This is a genomic window from Sporosarcina sp. So3-204 (assembly GCF_058068165.1).
Window position 1 is genome coordinate 2,261,677 of the sequence record NZ_CM176485.1, and the last position, 23,017, is coordinate 2,284,693.

Below are 23,017 nucleotides of genomic sequence, written 5' to 3' on the forward strand. Positions count from 1 at the left end.
CTTAACTTTTTAACTCTTTACGAAAATAGTCTTCTACAGCTATTGCAAGTTTTTCCGGTAGGCCAGCTTGCTGAAACTCTTCAACAGTCGCCGAACGAATTTTCTTAATTGAACCAAAATGCTTAAGTAACATCGTTTTTCGTTTTGAACCAACACCGGGAATATCATCCAATGCAGAAGCAAGCGAATTTACGCCTCTCTTTTGTCGATGAAAAGTAATTGCGAAGCGATGTACTTCATCTTGTATTCTTTGAAGTAAATAAAACGCCTCACTCGTTCTTTTCAACGGGATTGCATTTACTGGATTGCCGTATAGAAGTTGAGCTGTTTGGTGTTTATCATCCTTTGCTAGTCCAGCAATTGGGATTGACAAACCAAGTTCATCCTCAACAACTTCACGCACAACCTCCATATGCCCCTTTCCGCCGTCCGCAACGATTAAATCAGGTAAAGGCAAGTCTTCTTTTAACACACGCGCGTAGCGTCTGCGCACAACTTCTCTCATCGCACCATAATCATCATGTAGAGCAGCCGTTTTTGTATTATATTTGCGGTAATCCTTGCGATTAGGTTTGCCATCAACGAAGGAAACCATCGCTGAAACTGGATCAGCACCATACGTATGTGAATTATCAAAAGCCTCGATCCGAAGTGGAACCGTAATATTCAACGCTTCCCCAAGTTCCTCACATGCACCAATCGTTCTAATTTCTTGTCGTTCTATTAATTGAAACTTCTCTTTTAAAGAAATGCCTGCATTTTTAATCGCTAAATCGACAAGACTTTTCTTTTTACCGCGCTGCGGAATAAATACATTCACATCAAGCAGTTGATGGACAAGTTCCGCATCCACGCCAGAAGGTAACAGTATTTCACTCGGTTTTAAATGATGTGAATCACTATAAAACTGGCCTATAAAAGTTAGGATTTCTTCTTCAGGATCTTGATAAAGTGGAAACAATGAAACATCGCGTTCAATTAGCTTTCCTTGACGCACGAAAAACACTTGAACGCACATCCACCCCTTGTCAATCGAATAACCAAAAATATCGCGGTCAGTAAAATCATTCATTGTCATTGATTGTTTTTCCATTACCATTTCAATATTAGCAATTTGATCACGATATTCTTGAGCTCGTTCAAATTCAAGCTTCTCTGCAGACGCAATCATTTTAACTGTCAATTGATCCTTTACTTCTTTATAACCGCCGTTTAGAAAACGAGAAATATTATCTACCATTTCTTTATACGTTTCTTCCTTAATTTCATTTACACAAGGCCCAAGACATTGGCCAAGATGATAATACAAGCAAACCCTGGTCGGTAACGTCTGACATTTTCTGTAAGGATAAATACGATCTAATAATTTCTTCGTTTCTGTTGCGGCAAATGCGTTTGGATATGGACCAAAGTACTTCCCTTTATCTTTTTTCACTTTTCTTGTGATAATTAATTTAGGATGACGCTCTGCTGTAATTTTTAAATATGGATAGGTTTTATCATCTTTTAACATGATGTTATATTTTGGATCATACTGTTTAATTAAATTCAACTCTAAAACTAGCGCTTCTAAATTAGATGTCGTAATGATTGTTTCGAAGTCCTCGATTTCACTAACTAGCCGTTGTGTTTTCTTATCATGACTACCAGTGAAATAGCTTCTAACGCGTTGTTTTAAAACTTTTGCCTTGCCTACATATATAATTGTCCCTTGGCGATCTTTCATCAAGTAACAGCCAGAGTGTTCGGGTAGTATCTCTAGTTTCCGCTTAACCAATTCATTCATTTTTTCTCACCTACTAAAAAAACCGGGTTCCCCATTATTAAGGTCCCCGGTTTCACTATTTCTATTTCTCTTTAATTAAGCATGTTTCTCAATAAGTTGCGCTAATGCATCTTTAGGTTGGAAACCAGCAACTTTTTCTACAATTTCGCCATCTTTGAAAAGAATTAGCGTCGGGATAGACATAATGCCATATTTACCAGCTGTTTCTTGGTTGTTATCAACATCTACCTTAACGATGTTTGCTTTTCCTTCAATTTCTCCACTAAGTTCTTCAAGTACAGGAGCAATCATTTTACATGGTCCGCACCAAGGTGCCCAAAAATCAACAAGAACCAAACCTTTTTCTATATTTTCAGCGAAGCTTTGATCTGTACCATTAATAATAGCCATAATAATATTTCCTCCTCTTTACTCATCTACAATTTTAAGTATATCACGAGGCAAAACACACCGCGAAAAATATGCTTGACAGTAGAAAAACAAAACCTCCTTTAAATTACAAGGAGGTAATGTCATAATTACTCATACTATTTTAATTTGCTTTAAGTTTTTTTACTTCTTCAATCATTAGTGGAATGACTTCAAAAAGATCGCCGACAATTCCATAATCCGCTACTTTGAAGATTTCTGCTTCAGGATCTTTATTGATTGCAACGATAATTTTAGAATTAGACATCCCGGCCATATGCTGAATAGCACCTGAGATACCTACACCAATATACAAATCAGGTGTAATGACTTTACCTGTTTGTCCAATTTGCAATGAATAATCGCAATAATCCGCGTCACATGCTCCACGAGAAGCACCGATAGCGCCGCCCAAAAGTGTAGCGAGTTCTTGTAGTGGTGCAAATCCTTCCGCACTCTTGACGCCGCGTCCGCCTGCAACAACTACCTTCGCCTCAGACATATCAACACCTTCTGTTGATTTACGCACGACTTCTGAAATAATAGAACGTAAATTTGTAATATCAACATCTAACGAAGAGACATCACCAGAACGACTAGCATCTAGTTCAAGAGGTGCAATGTTATTAGGACGAACTGTAATGAATAATAAACCTTCTTTATTTTTCACTTTTTCAAATGCTTTACCAGAGTATATTGGACGAATGAAAACGGCATCGTCCCCGTCTCCTTCAATATCCGTTACATCTGAGATTAAACCACTTGCTAGTTTACTAGCAATTTTAGGCGAAAGATCTTTTCCTAATGCCGTATGTCCAAAAACGATTGCATCAGGTTTTTCTTGTTCATAAACAGCCATAAATCCTTGGCTAAAACCATCAGATGTATATTGCTTTAAATGAGCATGCTCAACTGTAACAACACGATCTGCACCGTATTGGATCATTTCTTCTGAATAAGACTGAACTGAATCGCCTAATAATACTGCAACTACTTCTCCGTTGTCTGAAATCTTTTTTGCAGCCGCAACTGCTTCAAATGAAACATTACGTAAAGCACCTTCACGCGCTTCCCCAAGTACTAATACTTTTTTCGTCATATAAAAACCCTCCTGTAGAGATTTATCATTAAAATTTCATAAGCTTAAGTTAATGACAAAACATCCTTAAATGTCTTGCTTATCTACGAATCTATTAATGTTTATTAATATAGAAGTTTTTCAGTTAGATTACTTTTGCTTCATTTTTCAAAAGGCTTACTAGTTCTGTTACTTGATCAGCAATGTCACCTTCTAGTACACGTCCTGCTAATTTTGCTGTCGGTAAGTAAATTTCAATTGTTTCAGTTTTAGCAGCAACTTCGTCTTCTTCGATATCTAAATCATCTAGCTCAAGCTCGTCAAGTGGCTTCTTACGTGCCTTCATGATGCCCGGGAGTGATGGATAGCGTGGTTCGTTAAGTCCTTGCTGTGCAGTTACTAATAGCGGAAGAGACGTTTCAATCATCTCTGAATCACCTTCAACGTCGCGGATGATTTTAACAGCTGTACCATCGATTTCAAGTTTCGTAATCGTCGTTACATAGTTAATGCCTAAAAGTTCAGCGACACGTGGTCCAACTTGCCCAGAACCACCATCAATTGCTACGTTACCCGCTAATATTAAATCTACTTCTTTATCGCTTAAATATTGCGCGATTATTTTCGCTGCAGTAAATTCGTCCATTTCATCTAAATCATCTTCAGTATTAATCAATACTGCTTTATCTGCACCCATCGCAAGTGCTGTACGAAGTTGCTTCTCAGCATCCTCATCACCAATAGTAATTACAGTCACTTCACCATCATGTGCATCGCGTAGAGTAATTGCTTCTTCGATGGCATATTCATCATAAGGATTAATGATAAATTCTGCACCATCTTCCGAAATCTTTCCATCCTTTATTGTAATTCTTTCCTCAGTATCAAATGTACGTTTAACTAATACAAATATATTCATCTATTAAACCTCCTCAGCTTTTTAAAACAGTTATTTCTTAATTAACCTTTAAAATTAGGCTCACGCTTCTCTATAAATGCTTGAATACCTTCTTTTGCATCCTCAGAAACGAAAACTTCACCAAATGAATTCGCTTCAGCCTCTACACCTTCATAAAAAGATGCTGGCTTGGCATATTGTAATAATGATAATGCTGCTTTCATTGCAACTGGACTCTTTTTAGCGATTTTATTCGCAAGTTCCATCGTTTTCGGCAACAATTCTTCATCTGTATAAGCATGGTTTGCAAGTCCAAATTGAACCGCTTCCAAACCAGTTATCGGTTCACTTGTCAACAACATTTCTGCAGCTTTAGGCATACCTACATAACGTGGTAATCTTTGTGATCCAGCAAATCCTGGAACTAAACCAAGTTGTAACTCTGGAAGACCAAGTTTTGCGCTTTCAGTAACGATTCGAATATGACAACCCATTGCTAACTCTAGACCACCGCCTAATGCAGCGCCGTGAATCGCTGCGATTACAGGTTTTTGGAAACTTTCGAGACGTTCAAATACTTTTTGACCATTCGCCGCCAATTTCGAAAATTCCTCGCCAGATGTTATTGAAGTAAATTCTTTTATATCAGCACCGGCCGAAAAGAATCTCCCTTCACCGTGCAAAACAATGACACGAACTGAGTTGTCATTTTCTACTTCGTCGAGCAATGCATCAATTTCTTGAATTAAAGCATAAGATAATGCATTTGCAGGTTGTCGATTAATTGTCGCCACAGCTACTCCGCCTTCAATTTCCACTTTAATAAAATCCATGTCAAAAACTCCTTTCTTGAGTGCTCATTCCATTTATTATGAGCCTATGTACTTTTGGTGCTAACTTCATTAAATCATACTTTTGATCATTCATCACCCATGACGTTATGGTCTCATCAATTGTACCAAATACCATTTGACGTCCAAGTCTTATATCAAGCTCGCTATCTAACTCACCGTTTTCAATCCCTTTTTTCAGGATAAAATCCAATAGTTCGAGATACTCTTTTAGCACTTCATTAATACGTAGTCGTAATTCTTTGCCTGATTGTCTAAGTTCCAATTGAGTAACTATCGCCAGATGACGGTCATCATGGAGGACCCGGAAGTGATTATCAATCATTTTATATAACATTTCTTGTGCACTAACATCTTTTTTAATAATTCCCTCAAGATTGCTGACAAAGATACCCATTTTTTCTCTAAATACAGAGATCAATATATCTTCTTTATTTTTAAAATAAAGATAGATAGTACCATCTGCTACACCGGCTTCTTTTGCAATTTTAGAAACTTGAGCTGAATGGAAACCATTTTCTGCAATAACAATAACTGCAGCGTCAATAATTTGTTTATATTTAGGTCTATCACGTTTCAATTTCCTTCTCACCACCACTAAACAAGAATATGAATGAATACTCATTCATATTCTTATATTAAGATTAAACTACCAATTAGTCAAGTGTTTTGTTACGAACTCAATAAACTTTTCTTAGCTTTCACTTTTTCTTCTTCTATAAGAGTTCGACGTAATATTTTACCAACTGCTGTTTTTGGAAGTTCTTTTCGGAATTCATACTGTTTCGGAACTTTAAATGCTGCTAGATCTTTTCGACAAAACTTATCTAGTTCTTCTTCAGTTACTAAAATACCATCTTTAAGCACTACATAGGCTTTGACAGTTTCACCCCTATATGGATCCGGGACACCAGCGACAACACATTCTAAGACGGCTTCGTGTTCATAAAGCACTTCTTCAATCTCTCTTGGATAAATATTAAATCCACCAGCTATAATCATATCCTTTTTACGGTCAACAACATAGAAATAACCCTTTTCGTCCATATAACCTAAATCACCCGTTAATAACCAACCATCTCTAAATGTTTCTGCAGTATCCTGTGGCTTATTCCAATAGCCTTTCATAACTTGCGGCCCTTTAATAGCGATTTCTCCGATTTCTCCCGGTTTCAACGGTTCCATTGTTTCGGGTCCTAAAATACAGGAATCTGTATCTGGCCATGGTAGACCTATCGAACCTTTAATACGATCTGCTTTATCTTCCCAAAGTAAGTTTGCATGCGTTACTGGTGAAGTTTCTGTAAGTCCATATCCTTCAACAAGTCTTCCACCTGACATCTTTTCAAATTTATCTTGAACTTCGACAGGTAATGCGGCAGAACCACTAATGCAAGCACGGATTGAAGACAAATCATATTTCGCAACATTTGGATGGTTGAGTAAACCGATATAAATCGTTGGCGCACCTGGAAATAAAGTGGGTTTTTGTTTGTCTATCGTTTTAAGTGCTGTTTCCACATCAAACTTAGGCAATATAACCATTTTATTTGAAAGCATAACCGACAAAATTAATACTGTCGTCATACCGTATACATGGAAAAATGGCAGTATAGCTAGAACAGTTTCTTCCCCTTCTTTACATTCATAAAGCCATGCGTCACAAGCCGTTGCATTAGAAATCAAGTTTTTATGAGTTAACATAACGCCTTTTGGTGGACCTGTTGTACCACCCGTATATTGAAGAAGCGCAATATCTTCATCAAAATCGAAGTCATATCTAATGGGATTTGGTTTAGCAGTTTTCATTATTTCAATAAATAGATGATTAATACCACGATGTTCAACTTTTATCGAAATACCATGTTCTTTCTTTTGAACAAAAGGATAGATTAAGTTTTTCGGGAAGGGTAAGTAATCTTTAATTCCCGTAACGATGATATTTTCGAGCGCTGTTTCTTTTATAATATTTGTAACTCTAGGATACAATAAATCTAGTGTTATGATTGCTTTTGACCCCGAATCGTTCATTTGGTACTTTAACTCTCGCTCTGTATAAAGCGGATTCGTTTGTACTACGATTGCGCCACATAGTAGAATTCCAAAGTAGGAAATTGCATTTTGCGGACAGTTTGGCAGCATAATAGCCACTCGGTCACCCTTTTCGATACCAATTGAACGTAAATAGTTCGCAAATTTTAAAGATAAGTCATAAAATTCTTGATACGAAACATTTTTCCCTAGAAAATGCATTGCTATTTTGTCTGGATACTTATTTGCTGCTCTTGTTAGGTATTCTTGTAAAGGTATCCTTTCATAATCTAAAGTCTTTGGAATCTCCTTCGGATAGTACGCTAGCCAAGGTTTCGCAGTCATATTATCGCCCCTTTCAACTCTATTTAATTACTTGAATATTCCTACACTTATTATAGTGCTTAATAAGCTTACTTTCAATTAGAAATAATACTAATATAAAAAAGATGCCTAGAATGGCATCTTTTGATTTTATTTTATGCGCGGCTTAGCCAGTAAATACCAACAATAATAAATAATACACATATAACGAGTAATATTTTAGATAATTTCTCCATGCTTTCACGACTCCTAAGAAATACTTGCACCAATTACAAACGACAAACCAACGGAAATCGACAAAGAAATAAAACCAACGGAACGATTATCAGCTTCAATTTCTTTGTCTACATTGAATTTGGGTGTCATATACTCAAATAAAATATACGCGAAGACAAGTAAAGTGAAACCAAATAGTCCCCACCCAATCATTTCTAGCAAAGTATTATGTCTTTCAATTGAGTATCTAAATATATTCGCAACACCAAATATTTTCCCACCAGTTGCCATAGCAACAGCTACGTTTCCTTTTTTTATTTGTTCCCAGTTTTTATACTTCGTCACTAGTTCAAATAACACCATAGAAACAATTAGACAAAGAACGACAACGCTAAAATATCCTGCTGTTTCAACAAGCGGATTATTCCAAAACGCAGATTTTTGCATAGAAACGACTCCTTTTACCTAAGGTCAGCCTATATTTACGGACAGGAGTCCAAAAAGGTTTCAAAATAGGTTTACTTATTTTAACTCGACAACCGTTACGCCATATCCACCTTCACCCGCTTCACCGAATCTAAATGCTTTTACGCGGGAATGCCTTTTTAAAAATTGCTGGACACCTTCTCGAAGTGCACCAGTACCTTTCCCATGGATAATTGAAACTTGGTGATAATTGGAAAGTAGTGCATCATCAATATACTTCTCCGTTAATTGAATTGCGTCCTCATAGCGCTCCCCACGTAAATCCAGCTCTAGCTTTACATGTGTTGACCTTCCCCTAACAGAAGCTGTCACGCGTGGTTCTTTTTCTTTTTTGGGTTTTACGAATTCAAGCCCAGATTCTTTAATATTCATCTTCAATATACCGATTTGAACAATCCATTCGTTATCTGAAATCTTTTCGAGCAAATTCCCTCTTTGGCCATACTGTAGTACTTGTACTTCATCACCAACCATCAGTGGTTGCGGTCCATTTTTCGCCTTCGCCAACTCCTGCTTCTTTTCTTCTGGAGTAGCATTTTCAAGACGTTTTTTTGCATTAATTAATTCATGTTCTTTAACATTTGCTCCTGCATGTAATCGAAGTGCGCGTAATTCTGATATAACAGCTTCGGATTCACGTTTTGCATCTTCAATAATTTTTTTGGCTTTCTCCTTGGCTTTTTCCTCAAGCTTTCCCTTCATCTGCTCAAAGTTGGCAAGTTCTGCTGCTAACTCACTTTTCAAGCGTTCAGTTTCCAGCAATACAATATGTGTTTTATCCGCATCTTTTTCAGATTGTACACGGCTATCCTCAAGCGATGCAATCATAGATTCAACTTCACCACGATCAGTTCCTGTAAACGTTTTAGCTCGCTCAATAACATGATCAGCTAAACCAAGTCGTTGAGAAATTTCAAATGCATTACTGCGTCCAGGTACGCCTATTAACAGCCTATATGTAGGACTTAAAGTATCAATATCAAATTCTACACTTGCATTCACAATTCCAGGACGATTAAATCCATAGGCTTTTAACTCAGGATAATGAGTCGTTGCCATCACGCGTGCGCCGTGGCCATGTACTTCATCCAAAATTGAGATTGCGAGTGCAGCCCCTTCTTGAGGATCCGTACCTGAACCAAGTTCGTCAAATAAAACAAGGGAACGATGATCGAATTTCTTTAAAATATCAACAATATTCACCATTCGAGATGAAAATGTACTGAGACTTTGTTCAATCGACTGTTCATCACCAATATCTGCATAAACAGAGTCAAAAACGGCCAATTCAGAACCGTCAAAAGCAGGGATTGGAAGACCCGATTGAGCCATCAATGTACAAAGACCAACAGTTTTCAATGTAACTGTTTTACCACCTGTATTAGGTCCCGTGATAACAATTGTCGTAATATCGGTACCGAATTCAATATCATTTGCAACCGCTTCTCCGATAGGAATGAGTGGGTGTGTTGCTTGAGAAAGACGAATGATTCCTTCATTATTCACTTCTGGTTTCGTATACTTATTTACCGTACCATATTTCGCTTTAGCAAAAATTACATCGATTTCCGATAAGATTGAAACGAGTATGAATAATTCATGAGCAACTTCTTGCACACGCATTGAAAGCTCACTTAAGATTCTTTCTACTTCTTCCTGTTCTTGCATTTTCAAATTGCGAATTTCATTATTTAATTGCACAACCGCATCTGGTTCAATAAATAGTGTTTGACCAGATGAAGACATATCATGTATAACCCCACCGTAATGTGATCTGTATTCAGATTTCACAGGAATAACAAAACGATCATTACGTATTGTCACGATTGCATCAGACAACATTTTCGCGGCATTTTTCCCACGTGTATAGCTTTCCAAACGTTCACGAACACGACTTTCTTGTGATTTCAAACCATGTCGAATCGTCCGAAGTTTAGTTGATGCACTATCCAGCACGCGTCCGTTTTCATCAATAGCTTGGTTAATGGCGTGTTCTAAGTCAGTTACGATTGGTAAAGCTTCTTTTTTAGCAATAAAGTGCTGTATAACAATATCTTCATCCGCTTCAATCGACTCTATAAATTGTCTAAAAATCCTGCTTGCGCGAATCGTACTTGCAATCTCCATTAATTCAAAGGCGCTAAGCATGCCATCCATTTGCGCGCGTTTTGCATGCGGTCTAATGTCTTTAATGCCGCCCATTGGCACATTTCCTCGAACACGTAAAATGGATAATCCTTCATCCGTTTCCTCTAACAAGCGAACAACTTGGTCATAATCACTAACAGGCGTTAGTTTCTCCATAAAATCCTGACCTGCCGATGAGGTACAATGTGCTGCTACTAACGCTCGAACTTTATCGAATTCAAGTGTTTTTAAGACACGGGTTTCCAATGTCTAACACTCCCTTTCATCTAGTTACAATTTTGTTCATAAATTTTTCAATTGGCCATGTGTTAACAACCATGTCTTTTTTTAACCAAGCCTTTTGAGCATATTTTACGCCAATTCCCATAAAATCAAACTGCTCTATAGCATGTGCATCCGTATTAATCGCAATGTTAATACCCGCCTCTTGAGCCTGAATTAGATGTTCAGTAGCTAAGTCTAAACGGTAAGGATTGGCATTTAGTTCTAGTATTTTCCCGTATTCTTTTGCCCACTCTATGAGCTGTGGAATATCAGGATTATAACCTTCACGCTGACCAATAATTCGGCCAGTAGGATGTGCGATTTGATTAACATAAGGATTTTTCATCGCTGTATGAAGTCGTGCCATAATTTCTTCTTGTGATTGATTAAAACTAGAATGGATTGCCGCAATAACATAATCAAGTTCAGCAAGCAGTTCATCATCAAAATCAAGTGTTGCATCCGGAAGAATATCCATTTCCGTACCACAGAATATTTCTATATCATCATATTCTTGGTTTAACTCACGAATTTCTTTAATTTGTTCTCGAAGTCTTTCAGGCGTTAATCCATTCGCTACTTTTAAATAATGGGAATGATCCGTAATGACAATATGCGAATACCCCTTTTCACGTGCGCCTTCAATCATTTCTCGAATGGAGTGGGCACCATCAGACCAGGTAGTATGCATATGCAAATCAGAACGAATATCTTCAGGTGTAATTAACCCAGGTATTTCTGCCACACGATCGAGTTCAGTTCCATTACGACGCAATGTCGGTGGGATAAATGGTAAGCCAAAGTGGTTAAAGAAGGCTGTTTCAGATTCAAATGTTTTGACAGAACCATCCTCTTGTTCAACACCATACTCACTAATCTTTTGTCCTGTTGATTTAGCAAGTTGACGCATACGCACATTATGGTCTTTAGATCCCGTAAAATGATGAATTGCTGTCGGAAATTGTTCAGCAGTGACGAATCTAAAATCTGCATCAATCGGTTCTTCTAAATCTAGCGTAATTGATAATTTAGCATCCCCTGCTGCAATCGTGTCTATAATCGGTAGCGTTGCAAGTAGTTTTTCTCGAACGACTGTTGGTTCCGTTGTAACAAGTATGAAATCGACGTCGCTACTCTCTTCTTCAGTACGGCGATAACTTCCAGCAACAGAAAACTTTGTTATTTCTTTAATTAACCTCAGTTGATCTTCTACAAGCGCAACAACCTTTTCCATTTTCCAAATTGGAAATTTGCCAGTTCTTGATGCATATACTTCAATGGCATCTAGTATATTTTGTTCAGTTTTCTTCCCAAAACCCGGAACCTTACTGACCGCACCTTCTTGACAAGCGGTTTGAAGTGTTTCAACCGAATCAATACCAAGTGTTTCATGCAACTTAGCAATTTTCTTTCCACCGAGACCAGGTATTTTTAATAAAGGAACAAGCCCTTTAGGTACTGTGTCTTCTAATTCTTGAAGAAGTTCAGATTCACCTTTTTCCATTAAATCAATAATAACAGCACCTGTTCCTTTACCGATTCCTTTTAATTTTAATATGTCATCCATGTCAGTTAAACTACGTGGATCAAGTTCAAGTACATTAGCCGCTTTCCTAAAAGCAGCTACTTTAAAATGATTTTCACCAAGCAATTCCATATATAATGCAATTTTTTCAAACGTACGAATAATCGTTTTTTTATTCACATTAAACCCTCCAGTTATATGCTAGACAGCTATCAATTACACCACGGCATAATTGCATCAATATTTTTTAGAGCTTGCACGAAAGATACTATTAAAAATCTGTGAGATCGGACTGAATTCAGTTAAAAAACTTCCCTCCTCTAAAGAAGGGGGAAGTCTTTAATTAATATAAATATACCACCATTTTTTTACCGATTCAGATAATAACGGTGTATGATCAAACATCGCTGCGGAAAGTATGGATTTGTCGACAAGTCCTTGAATAAAATCAATTGGAATCATCACTAACAATGAAATAATAAAGAAAATAATTATGTAAAACTCTATAAAGCCAAATAATGCACCTGTAATACGCGCAATGAATCCCAAAACAGGTAAATACTTCAAGAAATCAAACATTGATGCGATTAGTTGTAAAGCAAACTTAGCAATTATAAAAATTAAAACGAAAGCAAGTAAACGGTAAAATGTTTCATCTAAATCTAGTTCTCCGACGATCATCTTTAACTTAGAATCTGCTGTAACGCCCGGATATGGAATCCATAAAACAAATTTTTCTGCTAGTTGTTTGTAATACGTATACGCCACGACTATTGAGATGATAAACGCCGTCATATGTATAAGTTGTACAATTAGTCCTCGTCTGAACCCAGTAATGAGCCCGCCTAAAAGTAAAAATACGATTAGTAAATCTAACATGTAAGTCAGTCAACCCTTCAACTTTTTCAATTGTTCTACCAATTGTTCATTTTGCTCTTTTAATTTAAGATAATCATGTACACTATTAACAGCAGTAAGTACCGCGATTTTTGTACTATCGAGATTTAGATTGTGCGAACTAACTTCCCTCATTTTTTCGTCTACAAATGAAGCAACCTGTCGCATATGACTAACTGATTCGGTACCTACCATTTTATACGTTTGTCCGTATATTTCAACGGAAATGCGCGTTTTTTGTTTATCTGCCAAGGACTTGACACCCCCTGTGAAACTATGTGTTTAATCATACCACGAAATTGTTTCTTTTGTGAACTTAGACGTCGAAAGGATGTTAAAAATTGAGTAATCATGTCGCTATTGTAACTGAAACAGAAATGAAAAACATTATGAACCATTATAGCACGTCTAAAGTTGTCCGTAATGCACCAGGTGTTATCTTTGCTGCAAAAATGACAGACACTGCAATTACTGCTTATAAATCAGGAAAAGTTTTATTCCAAGGTGCCGGCGCAGACCGAGAAGCTGCACGTTGGAGCACTTCCGAATCCACAACAACAAAAGGAGCGGCGGATAAACCTAAAACTTCAGGTGATAAACTTCCTGAAAATCTGGCAAAGCTTTCAATCATTGGATCTGATGAAACAGGAACTGGAGATTTCTTCGGACCTGTTACGGTTGCAGCTTGTTACGTTCGCGAGGATCAAATAGAACTAGTTCGTGAGCTTGGCGTAAAAGATTCGAAACAACTAAATGACGATCTAATGAGGAAAATAGCACCAGACTTACAAACCACGTTAATTTATAGCGTTTTGACATTGGATAATATAAAATATAATGAAATCCAAGCACAAGGTAATTCCCAAGGGAAAATTAAAGCAATGCTTCATAATCAAGCAATTAAACATGTCTTGAGAAAGATGAATGGAGAAAAACCAACACATATCTTAATTGACCAATTTGCTCAACGAAATACGTATTATAATTATCTGGTAAATGAACCTGAGATTATCCGTGAGAACGTCTTGTTTTCGACGAAAGCAGAAGGACTTCATGTTGCAGTTGCCGCTGCTTCCATTATTGCACGCGTTGCATTTCTCGAGGCAATGGATAAATTAAGTAAAACCGCTGGCGTCATTTTACCTAAAGGAGCAGGACCTCACGTTGACCAAGCAGCTGCGAAGATATTATTGAAAAACGGTGAAGAAAAACTAAGAACAATGACGAAATGGCATTTTGCAAATGCAGAGAAGGCAAAGAAGATTGCTAGAATGAAGAGATCTTAAGCGTTTTTTATTTCATCCCACATTAACAGGCAGTAGGACCCGCATTGTGTGACGTCGGACCTATTAATAAATCACGACAATTAAGGGGGATTTTAGATGGAGTCAATTCTATATTTTGTTGCAGTCATCGTCATTCTTTTACTCATTAGCACAGTGGCAAATTTAATTTTTAACAAAGGGAATCGTAGATCACCTTATTCAAAGAAATTAGTCGCGCCGCCATGGTCTGATGTAGAGACAAAACGAATTTTCAAGCAATTTAATGATTCGTGGTCAAAAGAAATTGAAAAAAGGGTTAATTTGCGCATTAAACAAATGCACCCAAACTATTCAACTCGTGATTTACGAGGGCGTTGGCATGAACTTAAGAAATATCTCTTTTTAGCTGGTATCTCTAAAGAGCTTCCGATGTTTTCAGATGAGATAGACGAGATTTGGCACTTTTTCTTAGAAGAAAAGGTACTATACAATGAATTTTGTATTGCATTTATTGACGAAGAGATTGAACATCATCCTCATGAAACGCCAAAACAACTTCCGAATGAACGGGCTTGGTTTGACTTATTGTATTTATCTTTTTTCGATATAACGGCACACTCACGCCTTTGGGGTAAATTTATGCAAAGTAAGAAAAAACATAAACTATGGGCTAAACGTATTTTAGAGGATCCGGATGAAATAATTGAGACTTTCGGAAGGCTTACATCTGTTCATATTTTGAGAGCCTTGCTGAATTTTGCTAGTAAACAAATGATAGAAACAGATGGAATACGGGTTAAACGTAATGATGGCTATTGGTATGGTCCAGCGTTATTTTCGGTATATGGTTATAATGCAAGTATTGAAAAGAAGAAAGAAAAAGCCACCATGCCGACAGATAGTACTGGTGGTTTTATAGGCTCCTCGGATAGCCCTAATCAAAAAGAGAAGTGGAACGAAATTGATAACGATATAAATATATATGAAACGGCAACAAATGGTGCTTCAAATTCTTCAGATGGAGGCGATTCCGATTCTGGTAGTAGTTGTAGTTCATGTAGTGGTTGCTCTTCTTAGAGGAAATAATTGTGTAACTTTATTGAAGTCTATGAGTCTAATTCATTGAGGTGAATACTATGAGAAAAGTAACTTTATTAATAGCTGCTATTTTTCTATTAAGTGCCTGTGGAAACTTTGGTCAGGAGAAAGTTGATAAATCCTTTTATCCGGAGGAAGTGACCGTTGAGGAAAATGATTTCGTTTATCGACTTTACACCGAAAAGGATGTTTACAATGAATTTGACGACCTTGCAATTTTCGCAGAATTGACGTACGTCGGAGAACAGGAATCAATCGACATTTATCACGCGGCCTCTCCTTTCCAGTTTCCAATTGAAGAAAGAACACGTGGATTTGAAATTGGGTATGCAATGAATGGGCCACTAATCATTACGACTTTAAAAAAAGATGAACCATTCCGTAAGAAATATAGTTTTGCAGGCGGATTTGATGATACAGATGACAAAGAGTATACCGAATTTGTCGAGTCACTTATGGAAGGCAATTTTCCTGAAGGTTATTATATTATTCGTGGTGCTGCAGATTTTACGTTAGAAGATCCAAGTGTTGTTAAAGATGAACAAAAAGTTTTTTTAACAGGAAATATTGGGTTTGCTGTAAAGAAAAGTGTTGAATAAAAGAACTGGTCGCTTGCGGAAATTTACGTAGGCGACCTGTTTAGGTTATATCCGTCAGTCCAAGTCATATATCCGCGTTTCTTTACTACTGACCTATACTAAATATCGTTCAAATGAAAAATGTCTGCCCACATTAATGCGACGGCAGACTATTTCAAGTTAAACGAAAGAACTCTTAAAATATTTCAAATTGGTAATAGTATTAATTTTGATCAAAATGATAATCTTATCATTACCCTCTTTTCTCAATCTTTACCTCCCAATCACACATCTCGACTCAATAAATCCTCCACACGCTTCACATAAGGCTCTTTATCATAAGTGCAGTATAATTCACTTGCTAGTCTAATTGGATCTCCAAAGAAAAAACGTTCGTATAAGGTTTCACGTGTTCCAAAAGCACTCATTGTTAAATCCCAAGCAAGACGAAATATTTTAACGCGGTCTTCTGCGCTTTGACATTTGGACTGCAAAAATTGATCTAAGTCTTTTCTAATGACCGATTGAAATGCCTTTTCAGTTGGTATGGACATTAAACCGCTTGCTCCTAACAGTTGAATAATTTCAGTGAACCTTGGATAGACGCGAGAAAAGAGAATATTAGCGACTTGTAGCGTCTTTAGGTCGGGGCGCATATATCCCGTCACGTCCATTTTGGCTTCCACCTCTGATTTTAATACCAAACCTTTCATAGATTCTAAAGCGATAATGATTTCCGAAACCTTCTCTTGAACATGTTGGTATTCACCGATATTAATTGTCTCAATAATGGACTGAACAATTCCTAATATGAATTCTGTTTTAACAATTTGTCTCGATACGACTTGATGTAATGCGAATGAGGCAAATGAGCTCTTAGACATAAAACTATTTGACACTTTTATATTATCAAAATAAAATACCCGATTCCATGGAACCAATACATTATCGAAAACAACGATAGAATCCATTTCTTCATAACGTGAACTTAATGGATAATTAAATGTTGAGTCGTCTCCTACAAAGGATTCTCTGCATATAAACTTTAATCCTTCTGTGTTACTAGGTATTGAAAAAGCAAAACCATTCGCTTCATCGAATACACCTCCCGATGATATAGCGACCAGTTCATCCGTAATTCCACCCCGCGTCGCTAGCAATCTAGCCCCCTTAATGGTGATTCCTTTTCCATTTCGATCGATCACTTTAGCAGCAATGGGTTCCAAAGCATCTTCAAAATAGAATTGGGAGCGGTTTACTTGAGGTTCTATAAATGTATGCGTCATTGATAAATCGTTCTCACGTGCATATTCATAAAATGATTGTATGTTTTCTGGAAAACAATTCTCTTTCCCTTGCAATAAATTCGCTGATGATGCAAGCGCCATTAAAACTGTATTCATATAGTCTGGACTTCTTCCCAGCATGCCATTACAAGACCTAGCCCAATGTTGGATCATTTTGCGCCTTTTCACTAAATCATCAATTGTTTTCGGTTGCAAATACGATATGCCAACGTATTGCCCAGTTGTTGGGGATTGATAAGTCAAGACGTCTTTCAAATCAGCTTGATGTTGCATATCATACAATGCCGCTTGGCTCTTCATAACCCCTTTAAATGCGGAATGCTCTGATATATTTTCTGTTACAGGATGTCCATCTACCCACACATTTGTTTTCATAGCATTTATTCTATTAATATAATCCTTACCTGACTTTGTTGACATAAACATTCCCCTAACTTTCCTAAAATGTTAATACATCTTCAGCCTATTTAATATTCTATTAATCGTTTCATTCAACTGTTACTGTTGGAAAATCATCCATTCAGGAAATTGATTAGTTTGAATAATTTGATAATATTATAGTAAGGAGGAAAATAAAATGAAAACATTAAAAAGTATTCCTATAAAGAAATCAGATAAATACAGAAAAGCTACAATCTTATTTACCATCTTATCTATCCTTTTGCTAACCTTTACAATCTTAACCAACTTTAATATGTCTGGTTATACCTATGAATTAGATAATGATTTGATGGTTATGACAATAAAGAAAGGGTTTCTAAATATCGAAACGCACACATTCCTAGTCGATGACGATAAAAGTGGACAACTACTTCTTGGGGTAATGTTGCCAATTATTCTTGCCGGGGATTTATGGTATATAAATATAATTCTTATCCCATTTTTCATCTCAGTCCTTTACTTCATCATTCAATCTAGCAATAAACCTAGATGGTATCTCATTGTATATTTAATATGCTTATCACTATTTATTACTTGGAATTATTATGAGCATAAAAAAATTGAAGTGATACTCCCAATTGGCAAAACTATGGCGTCACACGAATTGAGTTTCATGACTAATGATTTTAATAAATTTAATTTTCAATCCGTAGGGGTTCACTACCCGATAACGCGAGATAAATTTTAAAAGCATTTATACGATGACTATTTAGACCAGAAAAATGTTATTCATTTAAATTTCCGGATAGAATGATAGAGTTATAACACTTAAAAACATATTTTTTAGATTACATGCAAATTAGATGCAGCATTGATTTCTTTCTTTGAGGTATCTTTTCTATAATAATAAACACCAATCGTGATATGATTAAAGAATGATAGTTGCCATTTTCGGCATATGCATCTAAGAATAAGGGGCGAAAAGTTGTGGATAAAAAGCAAATTCAGTTAGTCGAATACTATTACAATCAGTTTTCCGAAAGAACATTTGATGAAAAAGATTTCTTTGCATTTTTACTATTGATTAGAGACAATATCGAGGATCATAAAGTAGTAAAAGAATTAGCAGATTTTATTGTACATAGAGAAAAATGTTCTGGCTATGTTAATGAGTACCTAGATGAATGCAAACAAATTATTACTAATTTAGGAAAAGCAAAGACTCGTAAAAAAATAGAACATTTATTTTCATTCAAAGAAATTCGTAACGGTTTTAATGCTTTATTTGTCAGTCTTGGATTTGAAAAGTTACCACTTGAAGTAATTAATGATTTTATTTTATGCACTATTTCTTTACTGCAAAGCGTAAAGTTGGTATCCGGAAGTTTAAATAAAGAAGTCGGACACTTAAGTTTCGCCGCTTCCAGTAAAGAAGTTTTCCTAATGGGTAATATGAAGACGTTAAGTAATGGCCGCTTTATTCCCGTAACTTTCCCAGTATTAGCTGTTAAAAATAGTTACGAAAATGTTAAACCACAAGACAAAAATGATACACCTTATCTTTTTGATGAAGAAATCATTGAAGTAGTGAATATGAATAAACAACTTGTCATCACGTTTCCAACATTAGTTCAATCGTAATCTATATTTATGCCAGTCAAATAATTTATTTGACTGGCATAATTCTTTTTAAAATTTGATTAGGATGTGCTGCTTAAATTTAATCAAGTTAGTCATACGCATTAATAGTAATTAATTTCTAGGCTTTTCCCAATTAATTCATCCGTTTATAAATATATCGGACACTTGTAGTTGTATATCAGACACTATCAGAATTATATCGGACACTCGCTACTTTATATCAGACACTTCTCACAACATATCGGCATTTCAATACCTTCTGCCTACACAAAAACCCTCCTCGAGTTCAAATACTCGTGGAGGGTTTCCTAATTTTATCCGCGAAGCGATGCGCCCGCTTCTGTTGTAAGTGCTGTTAATACTTTTTCATGTGCTTTGACAACTTCTTCATCCGTCAAGGTTCTTTCCGGATCTTGATATGTCAATGAAAACGCGAGTGATTTCTTACCATCTTCCACATTGTCGCCTTCGTATAAATCGAATAATTTAACGCTAGTTAGTAACTTACCGCCCGCACGCTTAATAACTGATTCCAATGTGCCAGCAGATGTATCACTAGAGACGACGAGTGCGATGTCTCTTGAAATTGATGGATGACGCGGAACAGATGTATACAATAACTCGCCAGCATCAATCGCAAGAATTTGATCCAAATTCATTTCCATCACATAAGTCTCTTTCAAGTCACGCAGTTTCTGTTCTGTCGGATGAATTTGTCCGATGAAACCGATGCGTTCATTATTGTAATAAATATTTGAAGTACGTCCAGGGTGCATGCCGTCTAGAACAACTTTTTCAAATACAAGCCCCTCTGCTAATCCAAGGCTATTCATCATACCTTCCACGATGCCTTTTAGCACGTAGAAATCAACCACCTTAGATTCAGCTTGCCAAGCATGATCAACCCACTTACCAGTAATAACTGCCGCAACATGCGCAACTTCTTTCGGTAAACCATCTTCTTCTTCGCCAAGGAATACTGCACTAACTTCATAAAGAGCAACCGAACTCATTCGACGTGCAACATTATAAGTTGCCGCTTCAAGTAGGTGTGGAATAATACTTTGACGAAGTATACTACGGTCTTCACTAATAGGCATTAAAAGTTGTGTAACAGGTGCTGTTTCAAGTGCATATGTTGTTGCATCTTTTTTAGTTGTTAGTGAATACGTAAGTGACTCATAAAGGCCTGCACCTTCTAAGAATCTTTTAACGATACGACGCTTTTCTTGATACGGATTCAAGCCACCTGGATTTGACGCTGTTACTGGTAATGTCATAGGAATATGATCATAACCATATAAACGTGCAATCTCTTCTATGATGTCCTCTTTAATGCGAATATCTTGTCTACGTGTTGGTGCATCGATGACTAGTTGACCGTTAATCGCTTCAGTTTTAATTTTCAAACGTTCTAAAATCGATAACATTTCTTCTAAAGATATTTTCATACCGAGACGATTATTAATATAATCTGGTGACATCGTAATGCGAACCGGTGTCTTATCAAGTTCGTCAATTACAACGTAACCTTGAAGCACATCCCCACCTGCAAGTTCGGCCATCAACTGTGCCGCACGTTCTGCTGCTGGAAGTACACGTTCTGGGTCTACCCCTTTTTCAAAGCGCGTGCTTGCATCACTATGAAGACCGTGTTCTTTTGATGAACGACGAATTGATGCTGGTGCAAAGTAAGCAGATTCAATGACAACTGTAGTCGTACCATCATGAACTTCTGAATTCAAGCCACCCATAACACCAGCAAGTGCGACAGGCTCTTTGCCATTTGTGATGACCAATTGATGAGCTTTTAACACACGTTCTGCATCATCAAGTGTTGTGATTTTCTCACCTTCCTCAGCAAGTCGAACAACGATTTCTCCCGTACCAAGACGATCATAATCGAATGCGTGAAGCGGTTGACCATATTCTAATAAAACTAAATTCGTAATATCAACGACGTTATTATGTGGACGAATGCCTGATGCCATTAAACGGTTTTGAAGCCATAAAGGTGATTCAGCCACTTTGACATTTTTCACGACTTTCGCAACATACATCGGATTTTCTTCTTTATTTTCAATGCGTAGTTTTAATACGTCAGCTGCTTTTTCATCAATCTCATTCAAATTAATTTCAGGAAGCTTAAGTTCTTCCGATAAAATTGCCCCTACTTCATAAGCAACACCTAACATACTTAGTGCATCCGAGCGATTCGGCGTTAAATCAAATTCAAGTACTTGATCGTCTAATCCAAGGATATTTAGCGCATTACTGCCAACAACCGAATCTTCCGGAAGAACATAAATACCTTCTGCATATGCTTTCGGCACGAGTCTACCTTCAATTGCTAGCTCTTGTAGTGAGCAAATCATGCCGTTCGATTCTTCACCACGGAGTTTTGCTTTTTTAATTTTAAATCCGCCTGGAAGAACTGCACCTGGGCGTGCAACAATGACTTTTTGTCCTTTTGCAATATTCGCTGCACCACAAATAATTTGCGTCGTTTCTTCACCTACATCTACTTGACAAATACGTAATTTATCCGCATCTGGATGTTGTACACATTCAACTACATATCCAACTACAACATGTGTCATTCCTTGTGAACGGTTAATAATCCCATCTACTTCAATTCCCGCACGTGTAATCTTCTCCGCCAATTCTTCAGTCGGAATACCCTCTATATTGACATACTCTTTTAGCCATTTTGTCGATACTAACATGTAATTTCCTCCTTATGCCTCTGTCCGGTGGAATTGCGCATTGAAACGCACGTCATTCGTATAGAAATGACGAATATCTTCCACTCCGTATTTCAACATTGCAATCCGTTCAGGTCCCATACCAAAAGCAAAACCTGTCACGACAGCTGGATCATAACCAGCCATTTCTAGTACATTCGGATGCACCATACCGGCACCTAAAATTTCAATCCAGCCCGTTTTCTTACATACATTACAGCCGTCTCCACCACATTTGAAACAAGAAATATCCATTTCAACTGACGGTTCTGTAAATGGGAAGAAACTTGGACGAAGACGAATCTCACGGTCATCACCGAACATTTCTTTCGCAAATAATGATAATGTTCCTTTTAAATCACTCATACGAATATCATCGCCAATGACGAGACCTTCAATTTGAGTAAATTGATGTGAATGCGTCGCATCATCATTATCACGACGATACACTTTTCCAGGACAAATAATTTTAATAGGTGCCCCGCCCTTTGCTTCCATCGTCCGTGCTTGTACAGGTGATGTATGCGTCCGAAGAAGTGTCTCTTCTGATATGTAGAATGTGTCTTGCATATCACGTGCTGGATGCCCTTTAGGCAAATTAAGTGCCTCAAAGTTATAGTAATCTTTCTCAACTTCAGGTCCTTCTGCAACTTCATAACCCATACTAATAAAGAAATCTTCAATTTCCTCAACAACACGTGTAAGTGGATGATGATTTCCTGTTTTCGCAGGCCTTCCTGGTAATGTTACATCAATTGACTCTTTTTCAAGTTGTGCATTAATCGCTTCAACTTCAAGTTTTGCCATACGTTCTTCTAGCACTTCAGTAACCGATTCACGAATAACATTCACAAGAGCACCCATTTTAGGGCGTTCCTCTGCAGGTAGTTTTCCCATACCTTTTAATAAATCAGTGATTGGTCCCTTTTTACCTAAATATGCGATGCGAACATCATTTAAGTCTTTTAAATTTGTCGCTTCATTAATTTTCGCAAGTACTTGTTCTTTTAATTCATTTAATTGCGCTTCCATAGTCATTCCCCTTTCAAATTGGCTTTGTTAAACAATACTGTTGATTCCAACTATCCCTT

Annotated in this window: 20 protein-coding genes; 5 read left to right on the top strand and 15 right to left on the bottom strand. The window is 37.0% G+C overall.

Annotated features, from left to right (window positions below):
- Position 1: 1 nt before the first annotated feature.
- From uvrC to zapA, 12 genes are all read right to left on the bottom strand, one after another.
- On the bottom strand, positions 2-1,786 hold the full coding sequence (gene uvrC, locus AC3RV6_RS11035; protein ID WP_489746091.1) for an excinuclease ABC subunit UvrC: 1,785 nt from the start codon (positions 1,784-1,786) through the stop codon (positions 2-4).
- A gap of 75 nt (positions 1,787-1,861) precedes the next feature.
- Positions 1,862-2,176 (bottom strand): thioredoxin, encoded by a 315-nt coding sequence (gene trxA / locus AC3RV6_RS11040; protein ID WP_489746092.1) that lies wholly within the window; start codon positions 2,174-2,176, stop codon positions 1,862-1,864.
- 142 nt (positions 2,177-2,318) lie between these two features.
- Positions 2,319-3,293, bottom strand: a complete 975-nt coding sequence (locus tag AC3RV6_RS11045) for an electron transfer flavoprotein subunit alpha/FixB family protein (protein ID WP_489746093.1) — start codon at positions 3,291-3,293, stop codon at positions 2,319-2,321.
- Between the two features lie 124 nt (positions 3,294-3,417).
- A complete protein-coding gene (locus AC3RV6_RS11050) occupies positions 3,418-4,191 on the bottom strand; it encodes an electron transfer flavoprotein subunit beta/FixA family protein (RefSeq protein ID WP_489746094.1) in 774 nt (257 codons plus the stop codon).
- Positions 4,192-4,232: 41 nt separating this feature from the next.
- Positions 4,233-5,003 (bottom strand): enoyl-CoA hydratase, encoded by a 771-nt coding sequence (locus AC3RV6_RS11055; RefSeq protein WP_489746095.1) that lies wholly within the window; start codon positions 5,001-5,003, stop codon positions 4,233-4,235.
- Position 5,004: 1 nt separating this feature from the next.
- Entirely contained in the window at positions 5,005-5,601 is a 597-nt protein-coding gene (gene fadR / locus AC3RV6_RS11060) for a fatty acid metabolism transcriptional regulator FadR (RefSeq protein WP_489746096.1), read from the bottom strand.
- A 92-nt stretch (positions 5,602-5,693) separates the two neighbouring features.
- Positions 5,694-7,397 carry a long-chain-fatty-acid--CoA ligase gene (locus AC3RV6_RS11065; RefSeq protein ID WP_489746097.1) on the bottom strand — a complete coding sequence of 568 codons (1,704 nt, stop codon included), beginning with the start codon at positions 7,395-7,397 and terminating at the stop codon, positions 5,694-5,696.
- A gap of 228 nt (positions 7,398-7,625) precedes the next feature.
- Positions 7,626-8,039, bottom strand: a complete 414-nt coding sequence (locus tag AC3RV6_RS11070) for a DUF350 domain-containing protein (protein ID WP_489746098.1) — start codon at positions 8,037-8,039, stop codon at positions 7,626-7,628.
- Positions 8,040-8,114: 75 nt separating this feature from the next.
- On the bottom strand, positions 8,115-10,472 hold the full coding sequence (locus tag AC3RV6_RS11075; protein WP_489746099.1) for an endonuclease MutS2: 2,358 nt from the start codon (positions 10,470-10,472) through the stop codon (positions 8,115-8,117).
- Positions 10,473-10,488: 16 nt separating this feature from the next.
- Positions 10,489-12,195, bottom strand: coding sequence for a DNA polymerase/3'-5' exonuclease PolX (gene polX / locus AC3RV6_RS11080; protein WP_489746100.1), 1,707 nt, complete (start codon positions 12,193-12,195; stop codon positions 10,489-10,491).
- Between the two features lie 159 nt (positions 12,196-12,354).
- Positions 12,355-12,894, bottom strand: a complete 540-nt coding sequence (locus AC3RV6_RS11085) for a CvpA family protein (RefSeq protein WP_489746101.1) — start codon at positions 12,892-12,894, stop codon at positions 12,355-12,357.
- A 9-nt stretch (positions 12,895-12,903) separates the two neighbouring features.
- Positions 12,904-13,164 carry a cell division protein ZapA gene (zapA, locus tag AC3RV6_RS11090; RefSeq protein WP_489746102.1) on the bottom strand — a complete coding sequence of 87 codons (261 nt, stop codon included), beginning with the start codon at positions 13,162-13,164 and terminating at the stop codon, positions 12,904-12,906.
- A gap of 89 nt (positions 13,165-13,253) precedes the next feature.
- Between zapA and rnhC the strand changes: the two genes are divergently transcribed.
- The 3 genes from rnhC (at position 13,254) to AC3RV6_RS11105 (ending at position 15,874) form a co-directional block, all read left to right on the top strand.
- Positions 13,254-14,198, top strand: a complete 945-nt coding sequence (gene rnhC / locus AC3RV6_RS11095) for a ribonuclease HIII (protein WP_489746103.1) — start codon at positions 13,254-13,256, stop codon at positions 14,196-14,198.
- Positions 14,199-14,294: 96 nt separating this feature from the next.
- The gene (locus AC3RV6_RS11100; RefSeq protein WP_489746104.1) at positions 14,295-15,254 is read left to right on the top strand and encodes a glycine-rich domain-containing protein; all 960 of its coding nucleotides are present in this window, start codon (positions 14,295-14,297) and stop codon (positions 15,252-15,254) included.
- A 59-nt stretch (positions 15,255-15,313) separates the two neighbouring features.
- Positions 15,314-15,874: a hypothetical protein gene (locus AC3RV6_RS11105; protein ID WP_489746105.1), complete on the top strand. Its 561-nt coding sequence runs from the start codon at positions 15,314-15,316 to the stop codon at positions 15,872-15,874.
- Positions 15,875-16,137: 263 nt separating this feature from the next.
- Here the strand turns inward: AC3RV6_RS11105 and hpaB are convergent, their stop codons facing one another.
- The gene (gene hpaB, locus AC3RV6_RS11110) at positions 16,138-17,580 is read right to left on the bottom strand and encodes a 4-hydroxyphenylacetate 3-monooxygenase, oxygenase component (RefSeq protein ID WP_489746106.1); all 1,443 of its coding nucleotides are present in this window, start codon (positions 17,578-17,580) and stop codon (positions 16,138-16,140) included.
- Between the two features lie 157 nt (positions 17,581-17,737).
- Between hpaB and AC3RV6_RS11115 the strand changes: the two genes are divergently transcribed.
- Together AC3RV6_RS11115 and AC3RV6_RS11120 are read left to right on the top strand one after the other, a co-directional pair.
- Entirely contained in the window at positions 17,738-18,289 is a 552-nt protein-coding gene (locus AC3RV6_RS11115; RefSeq protein WP_489746107.1) for a hypothetical protein, read from the top strand.
- A 239-nt stretch (positions 18,290-18,528) separates the two neighbouring features.
- Complete coding sequence (locus AC3RV6_RS11120; RefSeq protein ID WP_489746108.1) at positions 18,529-19,182, top strand: hypothetical protein; 654 nt, start codon at positions 18,529-18,531, stop codon at positions 19,180-19,182.
- A gap of 314 nt (positions 19,183-19,496) precedes the next feature.
- Here the strand turns inward: AC3RV6_RS11120 and pheT are convergent, their stop codons facing one another.
- Complete coding sequence (gene pheT / locus AC3RV6_RS11125) at positions 19,497-21,908, bottom strand: phenylalanine--tRNA ligase subunit beta (protein ID WP_489746109.1); 2,412 nt, start codon at positions 21,906-21,908, stop codon at positions 19,497-19,499.
- Between the two features lie 12 nt (positions 21,909-21,920).
- Positions 21,921-22,958 carry a phenylalanine--tRNA ligase subunit alpha gene (gene pheS / locus AC3RV6_RS11130; protein ID WP_489746110.1) on the bottom strand — a complete coding sequence of 346 codons (1,038 nt, stop codon included), beginning with the start codon at positions 22,956-22,958 and terminating at the stop codon, positions 21,921-21,923.
- Between the last annotated feature and the right edge of the window lie 59 nt (positions 22,959-23,017).